At 69.4% G+C, this 20927-nt stretch carries 23 protein-coding genes; 6 read left to right on the forward strand and 17 right to left on the reverse strand.

From position 1 onward, the window contains the following. The first annotated feature begins 34 nt into the window (after nucleotides 1-34). On the forward strand, nucleotides 35-778 hold the full coding sequence (locus tag C8E96_RS10150; protein WP_176926802.1) for an alpha/beta fold hydrolase: 744 nt from the start codon (nucleotides 35-37) through the stop codon (nucleotides 776-778). Nucleotides 779-901: 123 nt separating this feature from the next. Here the strand turns inward: C8E96_RS10150 and C8E96_RS10155 are convergent, their stop codons facing one another. Genes C8E96_RS10155 through C8E96_RS10170 form a run of 4 tightly spaced genes read right to left on the reverse strand, consistent with a single transcriptional unit; the run spans nucleotide 902 to nucleotide 3828 of the window. Next, a complete protein-coding gene (locus C8E96_RS10155; protein ID WP_091379829.1) occupies nucleotides 902-1414 on the reverse strand; it encodes a 2'-5' RNA ligase family protein in 513 nt (170 codons plus the stop codon). Nucleotides 1415-1431: 17 nt separating this feature from the next. Next, on the reverse strand, nucleotides 1432-2439 hold the full coding sequence (locus C8E96_RS10160) for a peptidoglycan recognition protein family protein (protein ID WP_091379826.1): 1008 nt from the start codon (nucleotides 2437-2439) through the stop codon (nucleotides 1432-1434). Nucleotides 2440-2454: 15 nt separating this feature from the next. Continuing rightward, a complete protein-coding gene (locus C8E96_RS10165; protein WP_091379823.1) occupies nucleotides 2455-3324 on the reverse strand; it encodes an HhH-GPD family protein in 870 nt (289 codons plus the stop codon). 12 nt (nucleotides 3325-3336) lie between these two features. Continuing rightward, on the reverse strand, nucleotides 3337-3828 hold the full coding sequence (locus tag C8E96_RS10170; RefSeq protein ID WP_091379819.1) for a beta-class carbonic anhydrase: 492 nt from the start codon (nucleotides 3826-3828) through the stop codon (nucleotides 3337-3339). Nucleotides 3829-4004: 176 nt separating this feature from the next. Between C8E96_RS10170 and C8E96_RS10175 the strand changes: the two genes are divergently transcribed. Beyond that, nucleotides 4005-4688, forward strand: coding sequence for a hypothetical protein (locus tag C8E96_RS10175; RefSeq protein ID WP_091379816.1), 684 nt, complete (start codon nucleotides 4005-4007; stop codon nucleotides 4686-4688). Between the two features lie 11 nt (nucleotides 4689-4699). On the opposite strand, the gene C8E96_RS10180 is transcribed toward C8E96_RS10175, so the two are convergent. Continuing rightward, a complete protein-coding gene (locus C8E96_RS10180; RefSeq protein WP_091380537.1) occupies nucleotides 4700-5800 on the reverse strand; it encodes a LacI family DNA-binding transcriptional regulator in 1101 nt (366 codons plus the stop codon). 170 nt (nucleotides 5801-5970) lie between these two features. Here C8E96_RS10180 and C8E96_RS10185 point away from each other — a divergent pair, with 170 nt between their 5' ends. The 3 genes from C8E96_RS10185 to C8E96_RS10195 all read left to right on the forward strand — a co-directional run bounded on the left by C8E96_RS10185 (nucleotide 5971) and on the right by C8E96_RS10195 (nucleotide 8665). After that, nucleotides 5971-6972, forward strand: coding sequence for a metal ABC transporter solute-binding protein, Zn/Mn family (locus C8E96_RS10185; RefSeq protein ID WP_091379813.1), 1002 nt, complete (start codon nucleotides 5971-5973; stop codon nucleotides 6970-6972). A 65-nt stretch (nucleotides 6973-7037) separates the two neighbouring features. Beyond that, a complete protein-coding gene (locus C8E96_RS10190) occupies nucleotides 7038-7826 on the forward strand; it encodes a metal ABC transporter ATP-binding protein (RefSeq protein ID WP_228770111.1) in 789 nt (262 codons plus the stop codon). After that, entirely contained in the window at nucleotides 7826-8665 is an 840-nt protein-coding gene (locus tag C8E96_RS10195) for a metal ABC transporter permease (protein WP_091379807.1), read from the forward strand. The genes C8E96_RS10190 and C8E96_RS10195 overlap by 1 nt, the downstream gene beginning before the upstream one ends. On the opposite strand, the gene C8E96_RS10200 is transcribed toward C8E96_RS10195, so the two are convergent. The 12 genes from C8E96_RS10200 to C8E96_RS10250 form a co-directional block, all read right to left on the reverse strand. Further along, nucleotides 8654-9832: a DUF445 domain-containing protein gene (locus C8E96_RS10200; RefSeq protein WP_091380535.1), complete on the reverse strand. Its 1179-nt coding sequence runs from the start codon at nucleotides 9830-9832 to the stop codon at nucleotides 8654-8656. The two genes, C8E96_RS10195 and C8E96_RS10200, sit on opposite strands and share 12 nt — an antisense overlap. Before the next feature lie 75 nt (nucleotides 9833-9907). After that, on the reverse strand, nucleotides 9908-11149 hold the full coding sequence (locus tag C8E96_RS10205) for a DUF445 family protein (RefSeq protein ID WP_228770079.1): 1242 nt from the start codon (nucleotides 11147-11149) through the stop codon (nucleotides 9908-9910). Nucleotides 11150-11243: 94 nt separating this feature from the next. Then, nucleotides 11244-12221, reverse strand: coding sequence for a protein NO VEIN domain-containing protein (locus tag C8E96_RS10210; protein ID WP_091379802.1), 978 nt, complete (start codon nucleotides 12219-12221; stop codon nucleotides 11244-11246). A gap of 27 nt (nucleotides 12222-12248) precedes the next feature. Beyond that, nucleotides 12249-13682 (reverse strand): MBOAT family O-acyltransferase, encoded by a 1434-nt coding sequence (locus tag C8E96_RS10215; RefSeq protein WP_091379799.1) that lies wholly within the window; start codon nucleotides 13680-13682, stop codon nucleotides 12249-12251. Nucleotides 13683-13795: 113 nt separating this feature from the next. Next, nucleotides 13796-14749 (reverse strand): 23S rRNA (guanosine(2251)-2'-O)-methyltransferase RlmB, encoded by a 954-nt coding sequence (gene rlmB, locus C8E96_RS10220; protein WP_091379796.1) that lies wholly within the window; start codon nucleotides 14747-14749, stop codon nucleotides 13796-13798. Nucleotide 14750: 1 nt separating this feature from the next. After that, a complete protein-coding gene (cysS, locus tag C8E96_RS10225) occupies nucleotides 14751-16139 on the reverse strand; it encodes a cysteine--tRNA ligase (protein ID WP_091379793.1) in 1389 nt (462 codons plus the stop codon). A gap of 68 nt (nucleotides 16140-16207) precedes the next feature. Next, entirely contained in the window at nucleotides 16208-16900 is a 693-nt protein-coding gene (locus C8E96_RS10230; RefSeq protein ID WP_091379788.1) for an HAD family hydrolase, read from the reverse strand. A gap of 321 nt (nucleotides 16901-17221) precedes the next feature. After that, nucleotides 17222-17842: a DUF427 domain-containing protein gene (locus C8E96_RS10235; protein WP_228770078.1), complete on the reverse strand. Its 621-nt coding sequence runs from the start codon at nucleotides 17840-17842 to the stop codon at nucleotides 17222-17224. Beyond that, nucleotides 17770-18084, reverse strand: a complete 315-nt coding sequence (locus C8E96_RS33955; protein WP_228770077.1) for a hypothetical protein — start codon at nucleotides 18082-18084, stop codon at nucleotides 17770-17772. The genes C8E96_RS10235 and C8E96_RS33955 overlap by 73 nt, the downstream gene beginning before the upstream one ends. 69 nt (nucleotides 18085-18153) lie before the next feature. Further along, on the reverse strand, nucleotides 18154-18621 hold the full coding sequence (gene ispF / locus C8E96_RS10240) for a 2-C-methyl-D-erythritol 2,4-cyclodiphosphate synthase (RefSeq protein ID WP_091379784.1): 468 nt from the start codon (nucleotides 18619-18621) through the stop codon (nucleotides 18154-18156). Next, nucleotides 18618-19304 (reverse strand): 2-C-methyl-D-erythritol 4-phosphate cytidylyltransferase, encoded by a 687-nt coding sequence (ispD, locus tag C8E96_RS10245; RefSeq protein ID WP_091379781.1) that lies wholly within the window; start codon nucleotides 19302-19304, stop codon nucleotides 18618-18620. Before ispD ends, ispF begins: the two co-directional genes overlap by 4 nt. 89 nt (nucleotides 19305-19393) lie before the next feature. After that, on the reverse strand, nucleotides 19394-19885 hold the full coding sequence (locus C8E96_RS10250; RefSeq protein ID WP_091379778.1) for a CarD family transcriptional regulator: 492 nt from the start codon (nucleotides 19883-19885) through the stop codon (nucleotides 19394-19396). Between the two features lie 304 nt (nucleotides 19886-20189). Here C8E96_RS10250 and C8E96_RS33190 point away from each other — a divergent pair, with 304 nt between their 5' ends. After that, on the forward strand, nucleotides 20190-20897 hold the full coding sequence (locus tag C8E96_RS33190; protein WP_166657940.1) for a copper chaperone PCu(A)C: 708 nt from the start codon (nucleotides 20190-20192) through the stop codon (nucleotides 20895-20897). Nucleotides 20898-20927: the final 30 nt, after the last annotated feature.

Below are 20927 nucleotides of genomic sequence, written 5' to 3' on the forward strand. Positions count from 1 at the left end.
TGTAGCCGCGGTTGCTTCCGGCAGACTCGGGCCCATGCTGGTCGAGTTCGGTGGTGCGGGTCAGCCGATTCTGCTGCTGCACGGTCTGATGGGCCGGGCGAGCACGTGGTGGCCGGTGGCGCGGTGGCTGACCGCGTACGGCCGGGTCGTGGGCCTCGACGCCCGCAGCCACGGGCGCAACCCACACCGCGGCGGCCACTGGCGCACGCCCGATTTCGTCGGCGATGTCGCCGATGTCCTTTCCCAACTCGGTCCGTCTGTCGTGATCGGACACTCCATGGGCGGCCTGCACGCCCTCGGGGCCGCCGCCGAGCACCCCGAGCTCGTGCGCGCGGTCGTCGTCGAGGACATGGCCGTCGATCTGCGCGGCCGCACCGCCGACGGCTGGCGGGCGATGTTCGACGCGTGGCCGACGCCGTTCCCGTCGCTGGGGCACGTGCACGAGTTCTTCGGCGCTCTGGGGCCGTATTTCGCGGAGTGCGTGGAGGAACGCGATGGCGGCTATCGGCTCATCGCGTCGATCGACGACCTGTTCGAGATCGCGGGCGAGTGGGGCGAGCACGACTACTGGGACTTCGTCGAGCGGGTGCGGTGCCCGCTGCTGGCCATCGAGGCGGAGCACTCGATGATGCCGCCCGGCCAGCAGGCGGAGATCGCCAAGCGCGCCGACGGCAGGCACCTGATCGTCGAAGGCGCGGGCCACGTCGTCCACAACGACGCCCCGGACATATACCGGGGAGCCGTAGAGGCTTTCCTGTCCGAAGTCCTGAGCCGCTGAGCACGGCGACAGACATCGTTCGTGAGCCCAGGGGACCGTGACGGCGCCTGACCACGGTGACCGACCAATCGCATGGTTCCCGGGGGCGCAACCAACACTCAAAATTCCGGGGAGGCGGAACTGTTAGAGGTCGACCAAGACGTCGATCTCGTCGTTCGTGGTGTCCAGTACCGCGATCTGCCGGGCGCGCACCCGGATCGGCGTGACCGGGAACAGGGCGTCGAACCCCGCGACCATCTGCTCCCGCGTGACGCCTTGGGCCAGGGTGCAGTGCGCCATCCACGCGCCCGGCAGGTAGTAGGCGCTCGGGTTGCGGACCCGGCCGGCGAGCACGTCGTGCACCGCCGAGTGCACCGCCAGCAGCTCGCCGTCGGTCACCGCGGCGAGCATCAGGACGTTCTCCGTCGAGGAGAACGTCGACAGCGCTTCGAGCCCGATGTTGGGCACGGCCAGCATCCGAAGATCACTCTTCAGGGCGGCGCGGGTGCGAGCCGGGATGTCCGTGGCCATCGCCAGCGTCAGGTGCGGCGGAAACTTCCGCTCGGTCGGCAGCCCGGCCGCGTCCAGCTTCGCCCACAGGTCCCGGACCTGGCCGTCGGCCTTCGGATCGAACGTCAACACGACACCCTGCGCCATGGCCGAGATCGTGCCGGCTACCCCTCGAGCAGCATCCGCCAGTCCTGCGTCTCGACGACCGTCCCACCCGCCGACAGCGCACGGGCCGCCTTCGCCGCGTCGCTGTCGCCATGCGGGTCGACCTGCCGGATCAGCAGCGGCCACGCGGCGGCGCCGATCAGGCCGCTCTCGTCGGCGACCGCGGTGGCGTAGCAGGGCTCGTCGGGCAACCCGGCGCTTCGCGCGAAGCGGCTCATCGCGGCGAACGTCGACGAGCCGAAGACGCCGTCTGTCGGGACGTCGCGCTCACCTCGGTCCCGCAGCAGGTGTTGGGCGGCCAGCACGCGAGGCCCCGTGTCACCAGGTCGCAGCAGCGGCCAGCTCTTGGGCTGGGTGACCGGCACCGCGAGCCGTTCGCCGACGACCTTGCGCAGTTCCGGCAGCCGCTTATAAAGCAAGTCGCCGGGGCACTGGGTGTTGGCGAAATCGCGGTGTCCACAGATCTCGGACGGCTTGATCTTGTACTGCCGGGCGATGAAGGTGACCAGGTCGACCAGCGCGTTCCACTGCGCCGGAGGCATGTCGACGGTGGTGTAGGTGCCCTCGTTCTCGATGCCGATGACCTCGCTGTTGCGGTTGGCCACATGGGCGCCCCGGACGTGGTGCGCGCCGTCGCGGACGATCTCGAGGCTGCGGTGCCGCCCCTCGGTCAGGTGCCCGCCCCGGCTGTTGGTGAACTGCTGGCCGGTGTCGATCCACCCGCGACTGTCCATGTGGTAGTTCTGGATCGCCCGCGACAGCTTGAAAGCCTGCTCCTTGCTCAGGTCCTCGCTGTTCTTCGTCGCCGTGTGGTGCACGACGATGTACGCGGGTGTCCGCTTGAGTACCTCGATCGACTCTTTCGGCGGGCGGGCCGCCCATTCGGCGGTCGTCCAGACCTTCGGGTTGGTTTCGGCGGCGGCGGTGAACGTGGTCACGGACAGGGCGGAACCGGTCAGTCCCAGGGTCGCACCGGTTCGGATCAGGTCGCGGCGGGTGAGTGCCAACTCGACCTCCCAGGGTCAATGTTCGCCGGGTAGCGCGAACAGTCCATCAGCGGTCTGCTCGACCAGGCCGTCGACCAACAGCGAGTCGAGGCACCGGTCTCGTTGACCACTGTCAGCCCAAACCAGGTCCAAGCGCGACTTGGCGGCGGGCTCGGCCGACCCCCGCAGCACGTCGAGGAGCAGCCCCCGCACCTGCCGGTCGGTGCCCGCGAACCGTTGCGGAGCCTTGGAAGGGCCGGTGTAGGCCGGGCGGCCCGCCCGCTGCCAGGCGCAGGTGGACAGCACCGGACAATCCACACAGCGGGGTGAACGGGCCGTGCAGACGACGGCGCCCAGTTCCATCAACGCGGCCGACGCGCGCGCCGCCGTGGCGTGGTCGGCGGGCAGCAGGGCGTCGACGTCGGCCAGGTCCCGGGTCGTCGACGGCGGCCCCGCCTCACCCGCGCCGTGAACCGACCGGGCGACGACCCGGCGGACGTTGGTGTCGACCACCGGCGCGCGCAGGCCGTAGGCGAACGCGGCCACCGCGCGGGCGGTGTAGGCGCCGATGCCGGGCAGCGCGAGCAGGGTGTCCACGTCGGCGGGCACCACGTCGCCGTGGTCCGCCGCGATCACTCCCGCGGCCGCGTGCAGCCGCAGCGCACGGCGGGGGTAGCCGAGCTTGCCCCAGGCACGGACCACCTCGCCCTGGCTCTCCGCGGCGAGCGCGGAGGGCACGGGCCAGCGGGCCATCCAGGTCAGCCAGATCGGCTCGACCCTGGCCACGGGGGTCTGCTGCAGCATGATCTCGCTGACCAGCACGCCCCACCCGGTGGTGCCGGGGGCGCGCCAGGCGAGATCGCGGGCGTTGGCGTCGAACCAGTCGACTACGGCTTGGACGTCCATCGTCCGCCGAAGTTAGTCGACCTCGGTGAGGGCGGCGTTGTTGACGTCGTAGACGAAGCCGCGCACCGCGTCCCGGTGGAGCAGGAAGGGGCTGCGGCGGACCCGCTCGACGGACTGGCGCACGCTGTCCTTGACCTCACGGAACGACTCGACAGCCCAGGGCGGGCGGAGGCCGGTGTCCTGTTCGAGTTCATCTTTGAACTCGTCCTCGGTGATCGTCATCAGGCCACAGAGGGTGTGCTGCATGACGATCACCTCCTTGGTCTGGAGCCTGCGCTGGCTGATCGACAGCGACCGGATCATGTCGTCGGTGACGATTCCGCCTGCGTTGCGCAGGATGTGGACCTCGCCGTGCTTGAGCCCGAAGACGTCGAACACCTTGATCCGAGCGTCCATGCAGGTCACGACCGCCAGGTGCAGGCTGGGCACGGGCGTGAGGATGTTCGGGGCACCGTGATCGGGCCCATCCAGATGGCGCTGGAGCAGGTCGTCGATGGCGGCCATGGAAACCTCCAGGTCAGGTGGAGCGTGTGCCCAGTGATTGGAACGTCCCTCCCACCTCCCGGACAAGGGTGAATAGACGAATCTCACTGATAGTGGAGTCTGTTCGCTGCGACACACCCCGATCGGGTCACCGCGAATCCGTGGCGGCTGGTAGCGGCGGCGTTACCGTTTTGGCGATGATCGACCCACCCGAAGCCGACCCTCGCGCCGTCTACCTGCGCAGACGAGCTCTCGCCGTCGCCGGGGCAGTGCTCGGCGTCATCCTGCTCGTGTGGCTCATCAGTGGGCTGGTCGGGTCGGATGAGGAACCGCAGGTTCAGGGAGCCGCGGTGCAGGTTCCGGCCAGCGCCCCGCCGTCCACCGTGTCGAGCCCGCCCGCGTCCTCGTCGACCGCGGCGCCGACCAGTTCGGCCGCGGTGCAGAGCCCGGCGCCGCCGCCCGCGCCGCCGCCGGACCCCAACCAGCCGTGCCCGGACGCCGCGACGATCGTCACCGTCGAGCTGGGTGCGCCGTCGTATCAGGTCGGACAGCGGCCGAAGCTGAGCCTCGTGGTGGTCAACTCCGGTGCCGTGCCCTGTACCCGCGACCTGGGACACGAGCTGCGGGAGCTGTTGATCACCACGCCGGACGGGGCCACCCGGATCTGGTCGAGCAACGACTGCTACTCACCCAAGGGCCCCGAGCCGACGATCCTGCAGCCCGGTGAGCGCAAGCAGTACGACGTGAGCTGGGCGGGCCGCACCTCGGCCCCGGGCTGCCCCTCGAAGCGGTCCGCGGTCCCGGCGGGCACCTACGCGGTGACACCGAAACTGGGCGGCCTGGTCGGACCCGCGGTCCCACTGGTCCTCACGCCTCGCTGAACCACGGAGACTCAGGGGCCGAACCAGCGCTCCTCGGTGTTGCGCGGCGCGGCCGACGTCGTGCCCATGATCAGCTCGGTCGGGAGGGTGATCTCCCGCGGCCGGGTCGGGTCGGGGGAGGCCAGCAGCAGCTTCCCGGCGGCCTTGCCCTTCTCCAGCACCGGCTGCCGGACGGTCGTCAGGCCGAGCCGCTCGCCTTCGGCGATGCCGTCGAAGCCGGTGATCGTCAGGTCCTGCGGCACCCGCAGCCCGCGCCGCTTGGCCTCGGTCAGGGCGCCGAGGGCCAGGATGTCGGAGGTGCAGATCAGGGCCGTGACGTCGCGGTCGGCGTCGAGCAGCTGCGCCGCGGCCGAGGCGCCGCTGGCGGTGCTGTGGTCGAAGCGTTCGACGACGGGGACGCGGTTCCAGTCGACGCCGACCTTGCTGAACGCCTCGGACAGGCCTGCCAGGCGCGTGCGCTGGACGTGGAAGTGCGCGGACTTCTGCCGCTCGACCGGGGCGAAGCCGTCGTTGCGGTCGCGGGCCAGGCGCATGCAGATCACGCCGACCTTGCGGTGGCCGAGGGTGATCAGCTGCTGGGCCAGGCCCATGATCGCGCCACGGTCGTCGATGCCGACGCGGTCGACGCCGTCCACCGTGGGCTGGTCGGCCACGACGGTGGGCACCGGCCGGGACAGGACCGCCGCCAGGTGCGGGTCGTCGTCCGGCACCGAATAGACCACGAAGCCGTCGACGCCCGCGCGGTGCACGGCCGCGACGTCCTCGCGTTCCGGGTTGACCGGGACGAGGTGCAGCCCTTGGCCCGCGCCCTCGCAGGCCAAGGCCAGGCCCTCCAGGAAGCCCAGCGCCGCGGGGTCGCGGAAGGCATAGGAGAGGTTCTCGGTGAGCAGGAGTCCCACGGCGCCCGCCTTGCGGGTCCGCAGGGACCGGGCCACTGGGTCGGGCCCGGGGTATCCGAGCCGCCGAGCGGTCTCCAGGACTCGGCGCCGCAGCTCTGGGGAGAGCTGATCGGGCCGGTTGTAGGCATTGGACACCGTGGTGCGGGACACCCCGAGTTCCGCTGCCAGCGACGCCAGCGTCGCTGGTCGTCGCACATGCATAGACCGCGCCATGGGCTGACCGTAACGGTTCAGAACCAATTGCAGAAGTCCGGCCTCCGTGCCCACCTGTCCACAGCGTCACCCGCTCGGGTGTTCAAGCGGGAATGTGGTGACGTATGCTGCGAATCGACAACGGTTTCCATTGTCGTCGTACTCACCGATAGCCCACAGGAGTGCTCCCGATGACCTTCTCTCCCTCACGGTCCGTCACGGTCGTGGCCGGGCTGGCGGCACTCGCCCTCGTGGGCGTGTCGGCCTGCTCGACGACCACCAACCCGCCCGCCGCTGAGCAGGGCAAGGTCTCGGTGGTCACCTCGACCGAGGTGTGGGCGAGCGTCGTCCGGGCCGTGGGCGGCGACCTGGTGTCGGTGCGGTCGATCATCAGCGGCAGCACCGGCGACCCGCACGGCTACGAGGCCAAGCCCGCCGACGCGGCGGCCTTCAAAGACGCCAAGCTCGCCCTCTCCAACGGCGGCGGCTACGACGACTTCTTCGCCGGCCTGGCGAGCAACGCGGGCGGCGACCTGCGCAAGATCGTCGCGGTCGAGTTGCAGCACAAGGACGAGCACGCGCCCTCGGAGACCCAGCCCGCTGAAACCAAGCCCGCCGAGACCAAGCCCGTTGAGACCAAGTCCGCCGAGGGCGAGCACGACCACGCCAACGAGCACGTCTGGTACGACTTCGAGACCGTCCACGGGGTCGCGGAGAAGCTCGCAGCGGAACTGGGCGCCATCGCGCCGGAACACAAGGACAAGTTCACCGCGAACGCCACCGCCTTCGGCGGCAAGCTCGAGGAACTCGAGAAGAAGGCCGAGGCCATCGGCGCGGCCAAGCCCGGCACGAAGGTCGCCGCCACCGAGCCCGTCGCCGGGCTGCTGCTGGCGCACGCGGGCCTGACCGACGCCACGCCCGAGGCCTTCGTCGAGGCCGTCGAGGAGGAGACCGACCCGCCGGCCGCCGCCATCGCGGAGACCGAGGCACTGGTCACCGGCAAGCAGGTCGCCGCGCTGATCTACAACGAGCAGACCGAGACCCCGGTGACCAAGTCCATCAAGGACAAGGCCACGGCCGCCGGAATTCCGATCGTGACCATGACCGAGAGCCTCCCCGAGGGTGTCACCGACTACCTTGACTGGATGACGAAGCAGGTCGACTCACTCGCGGGAGCCCTGGCGAAGGCATGACCGTAGATCGCAGCGCGCGCACGGCCACGCCGTCCTTACCGGACGGCGTGGCCAGTGTCGTCTCCATGTCCGGGGCACGGCTGTCCTATGGCGACCGCGTGCTGTGGGACGGCCTGGACCTCGACGTGCGACCCGGCGAGTTCATCGCCGTCCTGGGCCCCAACGGGTCCGGGAAGACCAGTCTCATGCGGGTCCTGCTCGGGCTGCAGAAACTCTCCAGCGGAACCGTCCGGGTCGCGGGCGCCGCGCCCGGCAAGGGCAACCGGCGCATCGGCTACATCCCGCAGCAGCGCGCGCTCGACCCGACGCTCGCGCTGCGCGGACGCGACCTGATCGGCCTGGGTCTCGACGGCCACCGCTGGGGCATCGGCTTCGCGGGCCGCGGCGAGCGCGCCCGCAAGGTCGACCATGCGCTGGCCGAGGTCGGGGCCACCGCGTTCGGCGACCGGCCGGTCGGGCTCCTCTCCGGCGGTGAGCAGCAGCGGCTGCGCGTCGCCCAGGCGCTGGTCAACGACCCGCGGGTGCTGCTCTGCGATGAGCCACTCCTGTCGCTCGACCTCGCGAACCAGGCAGCCGTCAGCAAGCTGATCGACGAGCGCAGGCGGGCCGCGGGCACCGCGGTGCTGTTCGTGACCCACGAGATCAACCCGATCCTGCCCCTGGTCGACCGAGTGCTGTACCTCGTCGAGGGCCGCTTCCGGGTCGGCTCGCCCGAGGAGGTCATGACCTCTCGGACGCTCACCGAGCTCTACGGCACCAAGGTCGAGGTCGTGCGCGTCGGTGGCCAGATCCACGTCATCGGCGCCCACAGCGACCTGTGCGAGGACACCCCGCACCACCACGCGGAGCACTGATGGACAAGTTCTTCGACTTCGGGCTGACCGCCGAGCTGCTCCGCTACGACTTCGTCGTCGCCGCCCTGTTCGCCGCGCTCGTGCTCGGCCTGCTCGCCGGGGTGCTCGGTCCGCTGATCGTCAGCCGGAACATGGCGTTCTCCGTGCACGGCACCAGCGAACTCGCCCTGACCGGCGGCGCGGCCGCCCTGCTGCTCGGCTGGGACACCGGCGGCGGCGCGCTGGCCGGGGCCATCGTCGCCGCGCTGGTCCTGGGTCTGCTGTCGCGCCGCAGTTCCGACTACGACTCGGTGATCGGGGTCGTGCTCGCCTTCGGGCTCGGCCTCGGCGTGCTGATGCTGTGGCTCTACAAGGGACGGTCGTCGAACAAGTTCGGGCTGCTCACCGGTCAGATCGTCGGCCAGGACTTCGCCAGCCTCACGCTGCTGATCGGCTGCGCGGTCGGGGTGTTCGCGGTGCTCGCGGTGATCTACCGGCCGCTCCTGTTCGCGAGCGTCGACCCGGCTGTCGCCCAGGCTCGCGGGGTGCCGACGACGATGCTGGCGCTGGTGTTCGCGGTGCTGGTCGGTGTCGCCACCGCGCTGGGTGTTCGTACCGTGGGGTCGCTGCTGGTGTTGGCGCTGATGGTCACGCCCGCGGCCGCGGCGTGTCGGGTGACGGCCAGTCCGCTGCGGGCGACGCTGCTTTCGGTGCTGTTCGCTGTCGTCTCGGCCGTTGGCGGGATTGTGCTTTCGCTGGCACCGGGGGCTCCGGTGAGCGCGTTCGTCACGGCGATCTCGTTCTTGATCTACCTGGTCTGCTGGGGAATCAGCCGCTCGCGCCGCCAGCTAGCCCAGTAGCAACAGCACCTGCAGTTCGCCGACCAAGGCGCCGATGGCCGCGCCCACGGCGATCAATTTCCACTCGTCCTGGCGGAACGCGGGACGCAACAGGCCCTCGTATTCCTCGCGGGTGAGGCGGTTCATCTTCTCCGCGATGGTGTTGCCGATGTCGAGGGCCCTGCTCGCGTACGGCTCGGCTTGCATCGCGGTGTGGTCGAGATAGGTCATGGCCTTGTCGGCGGCGGCGTGCTTCATCTCCTGGAAGCGGCGCGTGCCCACGGCGACGGCGACGAACGGCTTGGCGATGCTGGCCTGCTCGTCGACGGTCTTCTGCACGATTCGCTGGATCATCGTGAGCAGCCGGTCGGACTTCGGGCCGCGCAGGATGCCGTCGATGATGTTCGGGACGGTCATGACCTCGCGGGCCACCAGGTCGCCGTACTGGCGCGCGACTTCGAGCCTGCGGCGCTGGAAGACGCCCTGGAATGGGAAGACGCCCAGGATGCGGCGGCGTTCGCGGGGGAAGAACACCAGCTTGATGGCCAGCCAGTCGGTGATCCAGCCGATGGTCGCGCCGAAGATCGGCAGAATCAGCGGCTCGCGCGTCAGCGCCCACACGAACGTCTGCACCACGCCGAGCGCGAAGCCGAAGTAGATGCCGCAGCGGGCGATGAACGACATCTCCGGGCGCGAGATGTCGCGGGTGAGCCGGACCAGCAGCTCCTTGTCTCGCTCCAGGGCGTTCACCGCGACCTGTTCGACGTCGAGGACCTCGCCGATGTTGGTGCGGATCTCGTGCATGATCTTGCGGACCATGACCGGCGCGCCCGCCTGGACCTGCTTGATGATCAGGTCCTGGGCCAGCACGGGCAGCATCTCCCACAGCTGCGGGTGGTAGCGCTCCATGACGTCGCGGGCGATCTCGTCGATCGTCATCAGCAGCGGGCCCTGGATCTGCCGGGCCACCTCGTCCGGGTCAAGCCGGTCGGCGATCTCCTGCGGGTCGATGAGCTTGCCGGTGATCAGCTGCGCCGACGTCCGGATCATCCGTGCGGAGTTGCGCGGGACCACGCCCTGCCAGCCCAGGAACGGATCCCAGATGCCCACGAAGCGCAGGGGGCGGAACATCATCTCGATGGCGGCGCGCTTGGTGATGTAGCCGATGATCGCCGCGATGAACGGCATCGACACGTACACCGGCCAGTGGGCGGCGAAATCGTCGAGGATCAGGACGCCCTCCCTTATCTACCTGTCGGTAGATTAATGCAGCACCAGCAGGACCTGCAGTTCACCCACGAGGAACCCGATGATCGCGCCGACCGCGATCAGCTTCCACTCGTCCTGTTTGAACGCGGGCCGCAGCAGGCCCTCGTACTGGATCGGGGTCAGCTGCTGGATCTGCTTGATGATCGTGTTGCGGATGTCGAGGGCGTCGGTCGCGTAGTCCTCGACGTGCCGCAGCGTGTCCGGGATGCGCTCGATCGCCTTGCGGGCGGCCTCGTGCTTCATCTCCTGGTACTTGCGTGAGCCCACCGCGGCCACCACGAACGGCTTGGCGATGCTGGTCTGGGTGTCGATCGAGCGCTGGACCTCGCGTTGGATCATCGCGTAGAGCCGGTCCGACTTGGGGCCGGTCAGCACGGCCTCCATGACGTTGCGGACCGTCATGATCTCCTTGGCGATCAGGTCGCCGTAGTCGTGGGCGACCTCCATCCGGCGCTTCTGGAACATGCCCTGCCAGCCGACGCCGAAGAACTTCTTCGGCTGCCGCGGGAAGAAGATCATTTTGAGCGCGAGCCAGTCGGTCAGCCACCCGGTGAGCCCGCCGAAGATCGGCATGATCCACGGGTTCTTGGTCAACGCCCAGGCGACGAGCTGGACCAGCCCGATGATGAATCCGAAGTAGATGCCCGACATCGCGATGAACCGCATCTCCGGCTGCGCGGTGTCGCGAATCAGCCGGTTGAGCATGGCCTTGTCGCGCACCAGGTTGCGCACCGCCATGTCCTTGACGTCGAGCACGTCCTCGATGTTGGCGGCCAGCTCCCGCATCAACTTCTCGACGATCCGCGGCGCCTCCGCCTGCACCCGCGACAACACGAGCCGCTGCGCCTGCTGCGGCATCAGCTCCCACAGGTTGGGCTGGTACTGGGCGAGCAGCTCACGGGTGATCTCGTCCACCGCGCGGGAGATGGGTTCCCGCAGTTCCTCGGTGACCTTCTTCGGGTCGAGCCGGGCGAAGATCTCCTTCGGATCGATCAGGTTGGTCGTCATCAACTCCATCGCGGTGGAAGCCATCCGATGCGAGTTGCGGGGGATGACACCCTGCCAGCCGAGGTAGCCGACCCCGACGAACTCCAGCGGCTTGAACATCATCTCGATGGCCGCGCGCTTGGTGATGTACCCGATGATCGCCGCGATGAACGGCATGGACACATAGACGTGCCAGTGCGCGCTGAAGTCGTCGAGAATTGCCCGCCAGTCCACAACCCCTCCGTCCATCGCGCGAAGTGAGGATCGCACGTACCCGGAGTATCCGAACGGGTGACCGGCCCATTCTGTGACCCGGAATGCTCAGTGGAGTGAGCAGAACCAATCAAGTACCCGTCGGCGAGTCCAGCGTGTAGCTGTACTTGGTCGGAGCGAGTCGGCGCTCGTCGGGAGCCCAGTCGGTCCACACGCGGAGGTTTCCGCCAGTCGTCGCGTACTCGCCGTTGTCCAGCCGCCGGACGCTGATCCGGTCGACCACGACGAGATCGGTGGGCCGGTGGTTGTGCGCGTGCGCGACCTCGTTGACGGTCAACTCGACCGCCAGTGCGTCCCGCGAACTGCCCTTCACCTCGACGTGCCGCTCCGGGCCGAGACCGACGACCCTCAAGTCATATGGCTTGCCGAGTTCCTCGACATGCGTCGCACCACGATCGAGGTAGTAGCGCGTGACTTCGCGAACCGCGTGTTGTTCGATGGCGCGCCGCAGTTTGCTGTCTTGCACGCGACGCGAGCCGCCGGGGGATTCCGTGGGTGCCATCCCGTCCAACTCGGCGAAGACCGGGAGCAGGGCGGCCGGAAACTTGGTCAGGTAGGTCTGCGCGGCCCGGATTTGGCCCGGCCGATAGAAGACGAACGGAAAGTAGAGCGACCCTCGGACACGTTCGGAGAGTTCGCGGTGAACCTCCCGCAATCGTGGTTCGACTTCGGCGAGCCGCTGTCCACCGACCGGCCGTGCCAGTCGCTTGAACTCGGCGCACGGCATCCGCCAGCCCTGTCCGGTTGTCGCGACGCCACGGTTTCGACCTCGGGTACCGCGTGCCAACCACGAGTAGTTGTCCTCGATGGAGAGCGGGCCGGTCACGGTCGACCAGCCCACGAGGGCGGGGTAGCCGAGCAGAGTCGCGTGCCAGTGCAGGACAACGTCCCCAGGCCGGGTCTCCGTCACCAGCGTGTAGCCCCACTCTTCGCGACCCGCCGCGTTCAGCGTCGGCGCGTTGAGGTCTACGCCAAGGTCGTCGCGAACGGTGATTTCCATCCAATACCGTTCGGCGCCGTCGCCCGCCCACCAGTCGTTGATCGCCATGGGGGCATGGTGTCAGCCGTCGCGGCCCTAGAACTGGTAATACAAAAACGGGCTGAACGTGCCCGTGGCGACCAAGATCGTGGCCCACAGGAGGCCCGGTCCCATGACCACCGCACGCAGCACTGTCGCCGTGCGGCCGCGGGAGGACTCCAGCATCGGGCCGGTGACCGGTGACGCGGGCATGAACAGGATCGCCAGGGCCACCAGCAGCACCACCAGGACCTGGTTGCCCAGCGCCGCGTCCACCTCGTCGGTGAGGCCGGAGAAGTCCGGCAGCAGCATGTGGCCGATCATCACCAGCGCCTGCCCGAGGTCGGCCGCGCGGAAGAACACCCAGCCGAACACCACCAGCGCGACCGTCAGGGCTCGGCGGCCGACGCGGCGCAGGGGGTCGGTGGGGGCGCGGTCGAGGCCGTAGCCGCGTTCGATGATCAGCAGGGCGCCGTGGAACATGCCCCACACCAGGAACGTCCAGTTCGCGCCGTGCCACAGGCCGGTCAGCACGAAGACGATGCAGAGGTTCCGGTACGTCTTCGCCGCGCCGGAACGGTTGCCGCCCAAGGGGATGTAGACGTAGTCGCGGAACCAGCGCGACAGCGACATGTGCCAGCGGCGCCAGAACTCCGTGATCGTGACCGACGAGTACGGCCGGGCGAAGTTCTCCGGCAGCCGGAAGCCGAGCATCCGGCCCAGCCCGATCGCCATGTCCGAGTACCCGGAGAAGTCGAAATACAGCTGCAAGGTGTACGTGATCGCGCCCAGCCACGCCACGGCGAAGGTCATCTGGTCGGCGGGGGTGGCGAAGCACTGCTCGACGAGCGGGCTCAGCGAGTCGGCGATGATGACTTTCTTGCACAGCCCCAAGGCGAACCGCGGGAACCCGGACGCCACGTCGTCGAGCCGGTGGGTGCGCGGCTGGGGGAGCTGGTCGGCGATCTCCCGGTACCGCACGATCGGCCCGGCCACCAGCTGCGGGAACATCGCGATGTAGGTGACGAACGCGACCGGCTTGCGCAGCGCCGGGCGTTCGCCGCGGTAGATGTCGACCACGTAAGAGATGTGGTGGAACGTGTAGAACGAGATGCCGATCGGCAGCAGCAGGTGCACGACCGGGAAGTCGCCGCCGAGCAGGCGGGCGAACCCGGCCAGCTGCTCGGTCGCGAACCCCGCGTACTTCCACACCACCAGCACCGCGACGTCGAACCCGACGACACCGAAGAGCAGCCTGCGCCGCCGCTTGCGGTTGGTGTCCTGCTCATCGGGTTCGAGGTAGTGCCCGGCGGCGAAGTTGACCACCATGCAGGCGAGCAGCAGCAGCGTCGTCGGACCCGCGCCCGCCGCGTAGAACAGCAGGCTCGCCCCGGCGACGACCCCGTTGCGCCAGTGCCTGGGGGAGAGCAGGACAGTCGCCAGGACCACGGGCGTGAAGAACCACAGGAACAACGGACTGGCGAACGACATCCCTTGGCCCCCTCGACCCCACGACGCCAGCGACCCTAGCCGACCGGCGGGAACCGGCAGTCGGAAGCCGGGACCCGGTGAGCGTTCTCACCTGATCCCGGCTGCGACGTAAGTCAGACGCGGCCCGCGGCCCGACGGCGGCGGGCGACCTCGGCGAGCACGACACCGGCGGCGACGGAGGCGTTGAGCGACTCCACGCCCGCCGACATCGGGATCGAGATCGTCGCGTCGCAGGCCTCCTTGACCAGGCGCGACAGGCCCCGGCCCTCGGAGCCGACCACCACGACCAGCGGCGACGTGGCCAGGTGCAGGTCGTCGAGTTCCATCGAGCCGTCGGCGTCCAACCCGATGATCATCAGGCCCTGGCTCGCCAGCGCCCGCAGCTCACGGGTGAGGTTGGTGGCGATGGCGACCGGGATCTTCGCCGCCGTGCCCGCGCTGGTGCGCCACGCGACGGCGGTGATGCCCGCGCTGCGGCGCTGCGGGAGCAGCACCCCGTTCGCGCCGAATGCCGCCGCGGAGCGGATGACCGCGCCGAGGTTGCGGGGGTCGGTGACGCCGTCGAGCGCCACGATCAGCGGCGGCTCGTCGGTGGACCGCGCTGCCTCGAGCAGGTCGTCGGGGTGGGCGTACTCGAACGGCGGGACCTGCAGACCCAGGCCCTGGTGCATCGCCATGCCGGTCAGCCGGTCGAGCTCCGGGCGCGAGACCTCCAGCACCGAGATGCCCCGGTCGGCGGCCATGCGCACGGCGTCGGCGACCCGGTCGTCGGTGTCGATGCCGATCGCCACGTACAGCGCCGTCGCCGGGATCTGGGCGCGCAGGCACTCCACGACCGGGTTGCGGCCCGCCACCAGCTCGCTGGTGGGCTTGTCCTTCGAGCGCTGCTCACGCTTGGCCGAGGCGTTCGCCTTGCGGTACGCGTGATGGCCGGGGCGCTCCTCGGCCTTGGGCGTCGGGCCCTTGCCCTCCAACCCCTTGCGTCGCTGACCGCCGGAGCCGACGACCGGGCCCTTCTTGGAGCCCGGCTTGCGCATCGCGCCTTGGCGTTTGGAATTGCCTGCCACGTCAGTCCTTAACTGTCCACAACGGACCGCCGGGGGTGTCCTCGACGGCGACGCCCGCGTTGAGCAGGCGGTCTCGGATCGCGTCGGCGAGGGCGAAGTCCTTGTTCGCCCGTGCTCGCTGACGCTCTTCGAGCAAGTCCTCTACCAGCGCGGCCACCGCTGAACGCAACCCGGTGTCCACAGTGGAGCTGTCGCTCCACCGCTCGGACAGCGGGTCAAGGCCGAGGACCTCGGTCATCCCGCGCACCGCGGCGGCCGCCTCACGGGCGGCGCTGTCGTCGCCGTCGTCGAGCGCGGTGTTGCCGACGCGCACGGCGTTGTGCACCGCCGCGAGGGCGGCCGGAGTGGCCAGGTCGGCGTTCATCGCGGCGACGAACTCGGCGTTCGGCTCGGCGATGCCCACGACCCCGGTGCGCTGGGTGATCTTGCGCAGGAATGATTCTACGCGCTGGTACGCGCGCACCGACTCCTCGAGCGCCGCCTCGGAGTACTCGATCATCGACCGGTAGTGCGGGCCGACCAGGTAGTAGCGCAGTTCCTGCGGCCGGACCCGGTTGATCATCTCGGGGATCGACACCACATTGCCCAGCGACTTCGACATCTTCTCGCCGCTCATGGTGACCCACGCGTTGTGCATCCAGTACCGCGAGAACCCGTCACCGGCCGCGCGCGACTGGGCCTGCTCGTTCTCGTGGTGCGGGAACACCAGGTCGATGCCGCCGCCGTGGATGTCGAACTCCGGGCCCAGGTACATCGACGCCATCGCCGAGCACTCCAGGTGCCAGCCGGGGCGGCCGGGGCCCCACGGCGACGGCCACGACGGCTCACCGGGCTTCGCGCTCTTCCACAGCGTGAAGTCGTGGTGGTCGCGCTTGGTGGTCGACGCGGACTCGCCCTGGTTCCAGTCGTCGAGCTTGTGCCCCGACAGCTCGCCGTAAGCGGGGTATGAGGGCACCGAGAAGTAGACGTCGCCACCCGCCGCGTACGCGTGGCCCGCGTCGATCAGCCGCTGCATGAGTTCGACCATCTGGGTGATGTGCCCGGTGGCGCGCGGCTGGATCGTCGGCGGCAGGCAGCCGAGCACGCCGTAGGCCTCGTCGAAGGCCCGCTCGTGCGTCGCCGCCCACTCCCACCACGGCCTGCCCGCGGCGGCGGCCTTCGCGAGGATCTTGTCCTCGATGTCGGTGACGTTGCGGACCAGCGTCACGTCGTGGCCGGTGTGGGTCAGCCAGCGGCGCAGCACGTCGAAGTTCAGGCCGCTGCGGACGTGGCCGATGTGCGGGATTCCCTGGACCGTCGCCCCACACACGTAGATCGACGCGGCCCCGTCCTTCAGCGGCGTGAACTCACGCTGACCGCGGGTGGCGCTGTCGAAGATGTGCAGGGACACGGCATTCTCCTGAGGGAAATCAATTCTTACCGGGAAATGGTACGGCTATTGCGGGGGCGACCTGACGGTCAGCCCGCGATCCCGCATGATCGCAACGCGCTGATCAGCGCGTCGGGGCGCGCCTGGGTCGGCCGCGGCTCCACCCGCTCGAACCGACAGCCGAGCGTGGCGGCGGCCCCGTCGGCCTCGACGCTGTCGCCGATCATCAGCGCCCAGTCCGGTTCGACACCGAGGCGGTCGCAGGCCAACAGGAAGATCTTCGGGTCGGGCTTGACCACGCCCTCGGCGTAGGAGAGGACGTATTCGTCGACCAGTTCGGCGATTCCGCGCGCCTCGAATGCCCCACGCACATCCCACGCGATATTGCCGCCGACGGCGACCGGAATCCCCGCGCCTTGGAGAATCCGCAGCGCGTCGGCTGTATCCGGGTAGGGAACCCAGGAGCGCGGCTCGCGAACGCGCTCGTAGAGGGTCTCGGCCACCCCGGGGCCGATATCGAGCCCGGCGGCCCGCAACGCCGCGATGGAGACCGAGCGGTGGACGTCGGAATCAAGGTCGCGGCGCGCCCAGTCCGCGCGGAACTCGGGCGGGAGATGCGCGGACGGCCCGACCGGCGCGGTGAGACTCACCAGCAAGGAATCCCGCGCGATCTGGTCGAGAGCGGCCCCGTCATGCCCCACCAGCCCGTCGACCCACGCGGCACCGGGTTCCAGACGGAACAAGGTGCCGGAGTAGTCGAGCAGCACGCCACGGATGGCCACGGCGACCAACTTAGCCCATTGGATCCACAGCGCCCGCCAGTTATCCACAGCCCCGCCGCCAACCCCCTTTCCGCCGCCCTACACCGGCCAAGGGCAGCCCCCCAGGGCGGGTGGGGGTTTGTGCTGGTGGGGGCGGTTTGTTTGTGAAAGATGCTCGTTGGCCGGCTGCGGCGGTCAGTCGGTTCGGGTGCGGCTGCTTGTCGGTTGGGTCCGGTGGGCCGGCGGTCAGGTGGAGTCGCGTGGGTGGCGGGCGGCTGAGCTGGGACTGCGGTCAGGTGGAGTCGCGTGGGTGGCGCGCGGCTGGGGTGGGGCCGCGGTAGGTCAGCCGAATTCGAGGGTGTCCGGGTCGGCGGCCGTCTGTTCCTCTGGTCGTGACCACGGGGTCACCGGGCGGCGGTGTGGTTGGCCGTCGATCACCAGGTCGGTGCGTTCGGCCCAGAAGCAGATGTGGTCGCGGACCTGTTCGGCGTCGTGGAGCGGGTCGGGATAGTGCCAGGCGATGTCCGCGCCCGCCGGGCTGCCGCCCACCAGCGAGTAGTACGACGCGTGGCCCTTGTAGGCGCAGGTCGACCTCGTCTCGCTCGGGGTCAGGAGGCTCAGCTCGACGTGCTCCGGCGGGAAGTACCAGCGCGGCGGCAGGTGGGTCTCCAGCAGCAGCTTCGGGCGCGCACCCGCGGCGAGCAGGACGCCCGCGTGCGACACCTCCACGAGGCGTGAGCTGGTGAGGACCTCGATGCGCTTGAACGGGTCGTGTGCGTGGCCGACCGTCTCCTGCTCCTCGGCCCACCACGAGTCGAAGGCGCCGAAGTCGAGGATCACCATGCCTGCGAGGTCTTGGTCCACCGGGACGAAACCGGCCTGGGGCAGGGTCACCCCGTCCACTTCGAGGTCGACGACCATCCCGGGGCAGGTGTGGATGCCGAAGTCGCTCGGGCCCAGCATCGGCGGGAGGCCCGCCAAGTCGGGCGCCGGTGGCTGCGGCTCCGTGGGACCACGTGGCCACGGATGTCGACGAGCGGCACCGCGTACACCGGGACGATCCGCCGGGGCTCCCACACCAGCATCGCCGTCCAGGTGTCGACCACGACCGAGTCGGCAAGGCGGGCCCGGGTCCGGAACGGCACGGGTTCGTAGCGCAGGTCTGACATCGCCGCACCCAGATGGTGCTTCATCCGTAGCGCCATGACGGCTCCTCACAGCTTCCGTCCGCCCAGTGTCCACCCGGAAGCGGCCACGTGGAGAGAAAGCGCGAGTCAGGCGCGTTGCGTGATCAGGGCGGTGGCGACGGCGGCGATGCCCTCGCCGCGGCCGGTCAGGCCCAAGCCGTCCGTCGTCGTGCCCGAAACCGACACCGGGCCGCCGACGGCCGCCGACAGGGTCTCCTGGGCTTCGGTTCGGCGCTTGCCGATCTTGGGGGCGTTCCCGATCACCTGCACTGCCGCGTTCTCGACCCGCCAGCCATCCGCGTCCAGCAGTCGGCGGACCTCGGCGAGCAAGGTGATCCCCGACGCGCCCGCCCAACGGGGGTCGCCGGTGCCGAAGACCGCGCCCAGGTCGCCCAGGCCCGCGGCCGACAGCAGCGCGTCGCACAGGGCGTGGGCGGCTACGTCGCCGTCGGAGTGGCCCTCGCAGCCGTCGACGCCGTCCCACAGCAAGCCGGCGACCCAGCAGGGGCGGCCGGCTTCGATCGGGTGGACGTCGGTGCCGATACCGACTCTCACTGGCCCTCCTGGGCGGCCAACACGGCCTCGGCGATCGCGAGGTCGAACGGGGTTGTGACTTTCATCGCATAAGGGTGTCCGGGGACCGTGGTGACCGCGATCCCGAGCTTTTCGACCAGCCCCGCGTCGTCGGTAGCGGAGTCGGCCAGCGCGTACGCCGCCACCAAAGTCGCGGCGTCGAAGCCCTGCGGGGTCTGCACGACCCGCAGGCAGGCGCGGTCCGGGGTGGCCAGGACGGCGCCCGCGGCGTCGACCTGTTTGACCGTGTCGGCCATCGGCAGAACCGGGATCACCGCCCGCGCGCCCGCCTCGACGGCGGTGACGACGGCCTGGATGACCGACGCCGGAGTGAAGGCCCGCGCCGCGTCGTGGACCAGCACGACCCGGGTGTCCGGGATCACCTGTAGCGCGTGTCTCAGCGCCAGCCCGACCGAGGCCGTGCGGTCGGCTCCACCGGCCACGACGAGCGCGGGCAGCCCCGCGGCCTCGAGCAACAGGCGAGTCGCGGCGACCTCGGCGGGAGGGGCCGCAACGACGACATGCCGCACGCAACCCGCGTCAAGCAGGCCGCGCACGGCATGTGCGAGGAGAGCTGTCCCTCGGACCGGGACGAACGCCTTCGGCATACCGAAGCCGAGCCGCTCGCCACGTCCGGCGGCGGGCACGAGCGCCACAGTGCTCATGCCCGGCTCCGGACGGCGATCCCAGGGGATGTCATGCACATCTCAATCGGGCCAGGTCTCCGCCGAGCTGCCCGGTCGGGACGTGCAAATCAGACAGTTGCGGTTGACAGGACCTCGTCGAGCAGAACCTCAGCCTTGTCTTCGTCGGTGCCTTCGGCCAGCGCCAACTCGCTGACCAGTATCTGACGAGCCTTGGCCAACATCCGCTTCTCACCTGCGGAAAGGCCTCGATCCTTCTCACGCCGCCAGAGGTCTCGCACCACTTCGGCAACCTTGTTCACATCGCCGGAGGCGAGCTTCTCAAGGTTGGCCTTGTACCGACGCGACCAGTTGGTCGGCTCTTCGGTGTGAGGCGCCCGCAGCACGTCGAAGACTCGATTGAGGCCCTCCTGGCCCACGACATCCCGCACGCCGACGATCTCGGCGTTGTCTGCGGGGACGCGTACCGTGAGGTCACCCTGCGCGACTTTGAGGACGAGGTACTGCTTTTCCTCGCCCTTGATCACGCGGGTCTCGATCGCTTCGATGAGTGCGGCACCGTGGTGCGGGTAGACGACGGTCTCTCCGACCTTGAAAACCATGTGTCCTCTGCCCCTTTCGCTGTAGTCATCTTAACACGTGCTGCCTTGTCGACGAGAGGGGAGGCGTAACCGTCTCCGCAGGTCAGCGGCCACATGATGGTGCGGGCGGGGGTTGACAAGTGCTCTCTTGGTGTACTCAGCCCCTAATTCCGAAGACACTCGTACTGCTCACAATTGATCCACTGTGGACGTGATTGTGATCGCGCTTGATCCGTAGTGGCCGACCACACGCGTGCCCGATTCCTTGCGCGGGCTACGCTTCCGCTCGATAGGTGGAATGTCCGCAGCAGACGCAGGAGCTCTCGTGAGTCGTGCACAGCAGAACTCGACCGGACGGCTGCGCTTGGCCACGGCCGCGTCGGGACTCGCGCTGACCGCAGTTCTGGGTGCCGCCGGGTGCTCGGCAGGCCAGATCACGCAGACCGATTCCCAATTGCCGGCTGTCAGCGGCGCGACGGGCCAGGCCGGTCCGATCGCCGTCCGCGACGCCAAGCTGGCGTTCCCGCACGAGGGCTTCTACGCCGCGGGTGCCGACGCCCCGCTGATCCTCAGCATCATCAACACCGCCGCGGCCGACGACGAGCTGCTCGAGGTGAGCAGCCCGTTCGCCGCCGAGGTCAAGCTCGAAGGCGACAAGGCCGTCCCCGGCACCGCGGCCCTGGCCGTCGGCAAGCCCGGCGAGGAGGCCAAGGCCGCCGAGCACGGCGAGACCTCCTCCTCGGCGCACCCGACCACAGACTCGGCGCACCCGACGACGTCCGGTTCGGCGCACCCGACCACCTCGGACGCCGCGCACCCGGCGACCACGAGCGCCGCGCCGACGAGCGCGGCCGCGACCAGCGCCGCCAAGGCGGTCGGCAAGCTCCAGATCGTCCTCGCGGGCCTCAAGGAGAAGCTGCACCCGGGCAGGCTCATCCCGGTGACGTTCGTCTTCGCGAAGGCGGGGACGATCACCGTCGAGCTGCCGATCGGCCAGCCGTCGAGCCCGCGCGGTGAGTCCGGGGACCACTGACCCGGTTTTGTCGGCGCGCGGCGCTAGCGT

Source organism: Actinokineospora alba (assembly GCF_004362515.1).
Lineage (GTDB): Bacteria > Actinomycetota > Actinomycetes > Mycobacteriales > Pseudonocardiaceae > Actinokineospora > Actinokineospora alba.

Coding starts and splice junctions, on each gene's coding strand:
- C8E96_RS10205 (WP_228770079.1), bottom strand. CDS start 11,149: ATGGACGGAGGGGTTGTGGACTGGCGGGCAATTCTCGACGACTTCAGC.
- C8E96_RS10155 (WP_091379829.1), bottom strand. CDS start 1,414: ATGGCGCAGGGTGTCGTGTTGACGTTCGATCCGAAGGCCGACGGCCAG.
- C8E96_RS10170 (WP_091379819.1), bottom strand. CDS start 3,828: ATGGCCGCCATCGACGACCTGCTCCAGCGCCATCTGGATGGGCCCGAT.
- C8E96_RS10210 (WP_091379802.1), bottom strand. CDS start 12,221: ATGGCGATCAACGACTGGTGGGCGGGCGACGGCGCCGAACGGTATTGG.
- C8E96_RS10195 (WP_091379807.1), top strand. CDS start 7,826: ATGGACAAGTTCTTCGACTTCGGGCTGACCGCCGAGCTGCTCCGCTAC.
- C8E96_RS10215 (WP_091379799.1), bottom strand. CDS start 13,682: ATGTCGTTCGCCAGTCCGTTGTTCCTGTGGTTCTTCACGCCCGTGGTC.
- C8E96_RS33955 (WP_228770077.1), bottom strand. CDS start 18,084: ATGGCGCTACGGATGAAGCACCATCTGGGTGCGGCGATGTCAGACCTG.
- C8E96_RS10250 (WP_091379778.1), bottom strand. CDS start 19,885: ATGGTTTTCAAGGTCGGAGAGACCGTCGTCTACCCGCACCACGGTGCC.
- C8E96_RS10200 (WP_091380535.1), bottom strand. CDS start 9,832: ATGCCGTTCATCGCGGCGATCATCGGCTACATCACCAAGCGCGCCGCC.
- C8E96_RS10190 (WP_228770111.1), top strand. CDS start 7,038: ATGTCCGGGGCACGGCTGTCCTATGGCGACCGCGTGCTGTGGGACGGC.
- ispD (WP_091379781.1), bottom strand. CDS start 19,304: ATGAGCACTGTGGCGCTCGTGCCCGCCGCCGGACGTGGCGAGCGGCTC.
- C8E96_RS10235 (WP_228770078.1), bottom strand. CDS start 17,842: ATGCTGGGCCCGAGCGACTTCGGCATCCACACCTGCCCCGGGATGGTC.
- C8E96_RS10180 (WP_091380537.1), bottom strand. CDS start 5,800: ATGGCGCGGTCTATGCATGTGCGACGACCAGCGACGCTGGCGTCGCTG.
- C8E96_RS10175 (WP_091379816.1), top strand. CDS start 4,005: ATGATCGACCCACCCGAAGCCGACCCTCGCGCCGTCTACCTGCGCAGA.
- C8E96_RS10150 (WP_176926802.1), top strand. CDS start 35: ATGCTGGTCGAGTTCGGTGGTGCGGGTCAGCCGATTCTGCTGCTGCAC.
- C8E96_RS10165 (WP_091379823.1), bottom strand. CDS start 3,324: ATGGACGTCCAAGCCGTAGTCGACTGGTTCGACGCCAACGCCCGCGAT.
- C8E96_RS10185 (WP_091379813.1), top strand. CDS start 5,971: ATGACCTTCTCTCCCTCACGGTCCGTCACGGTCGTGGCCGGGCTGGCG.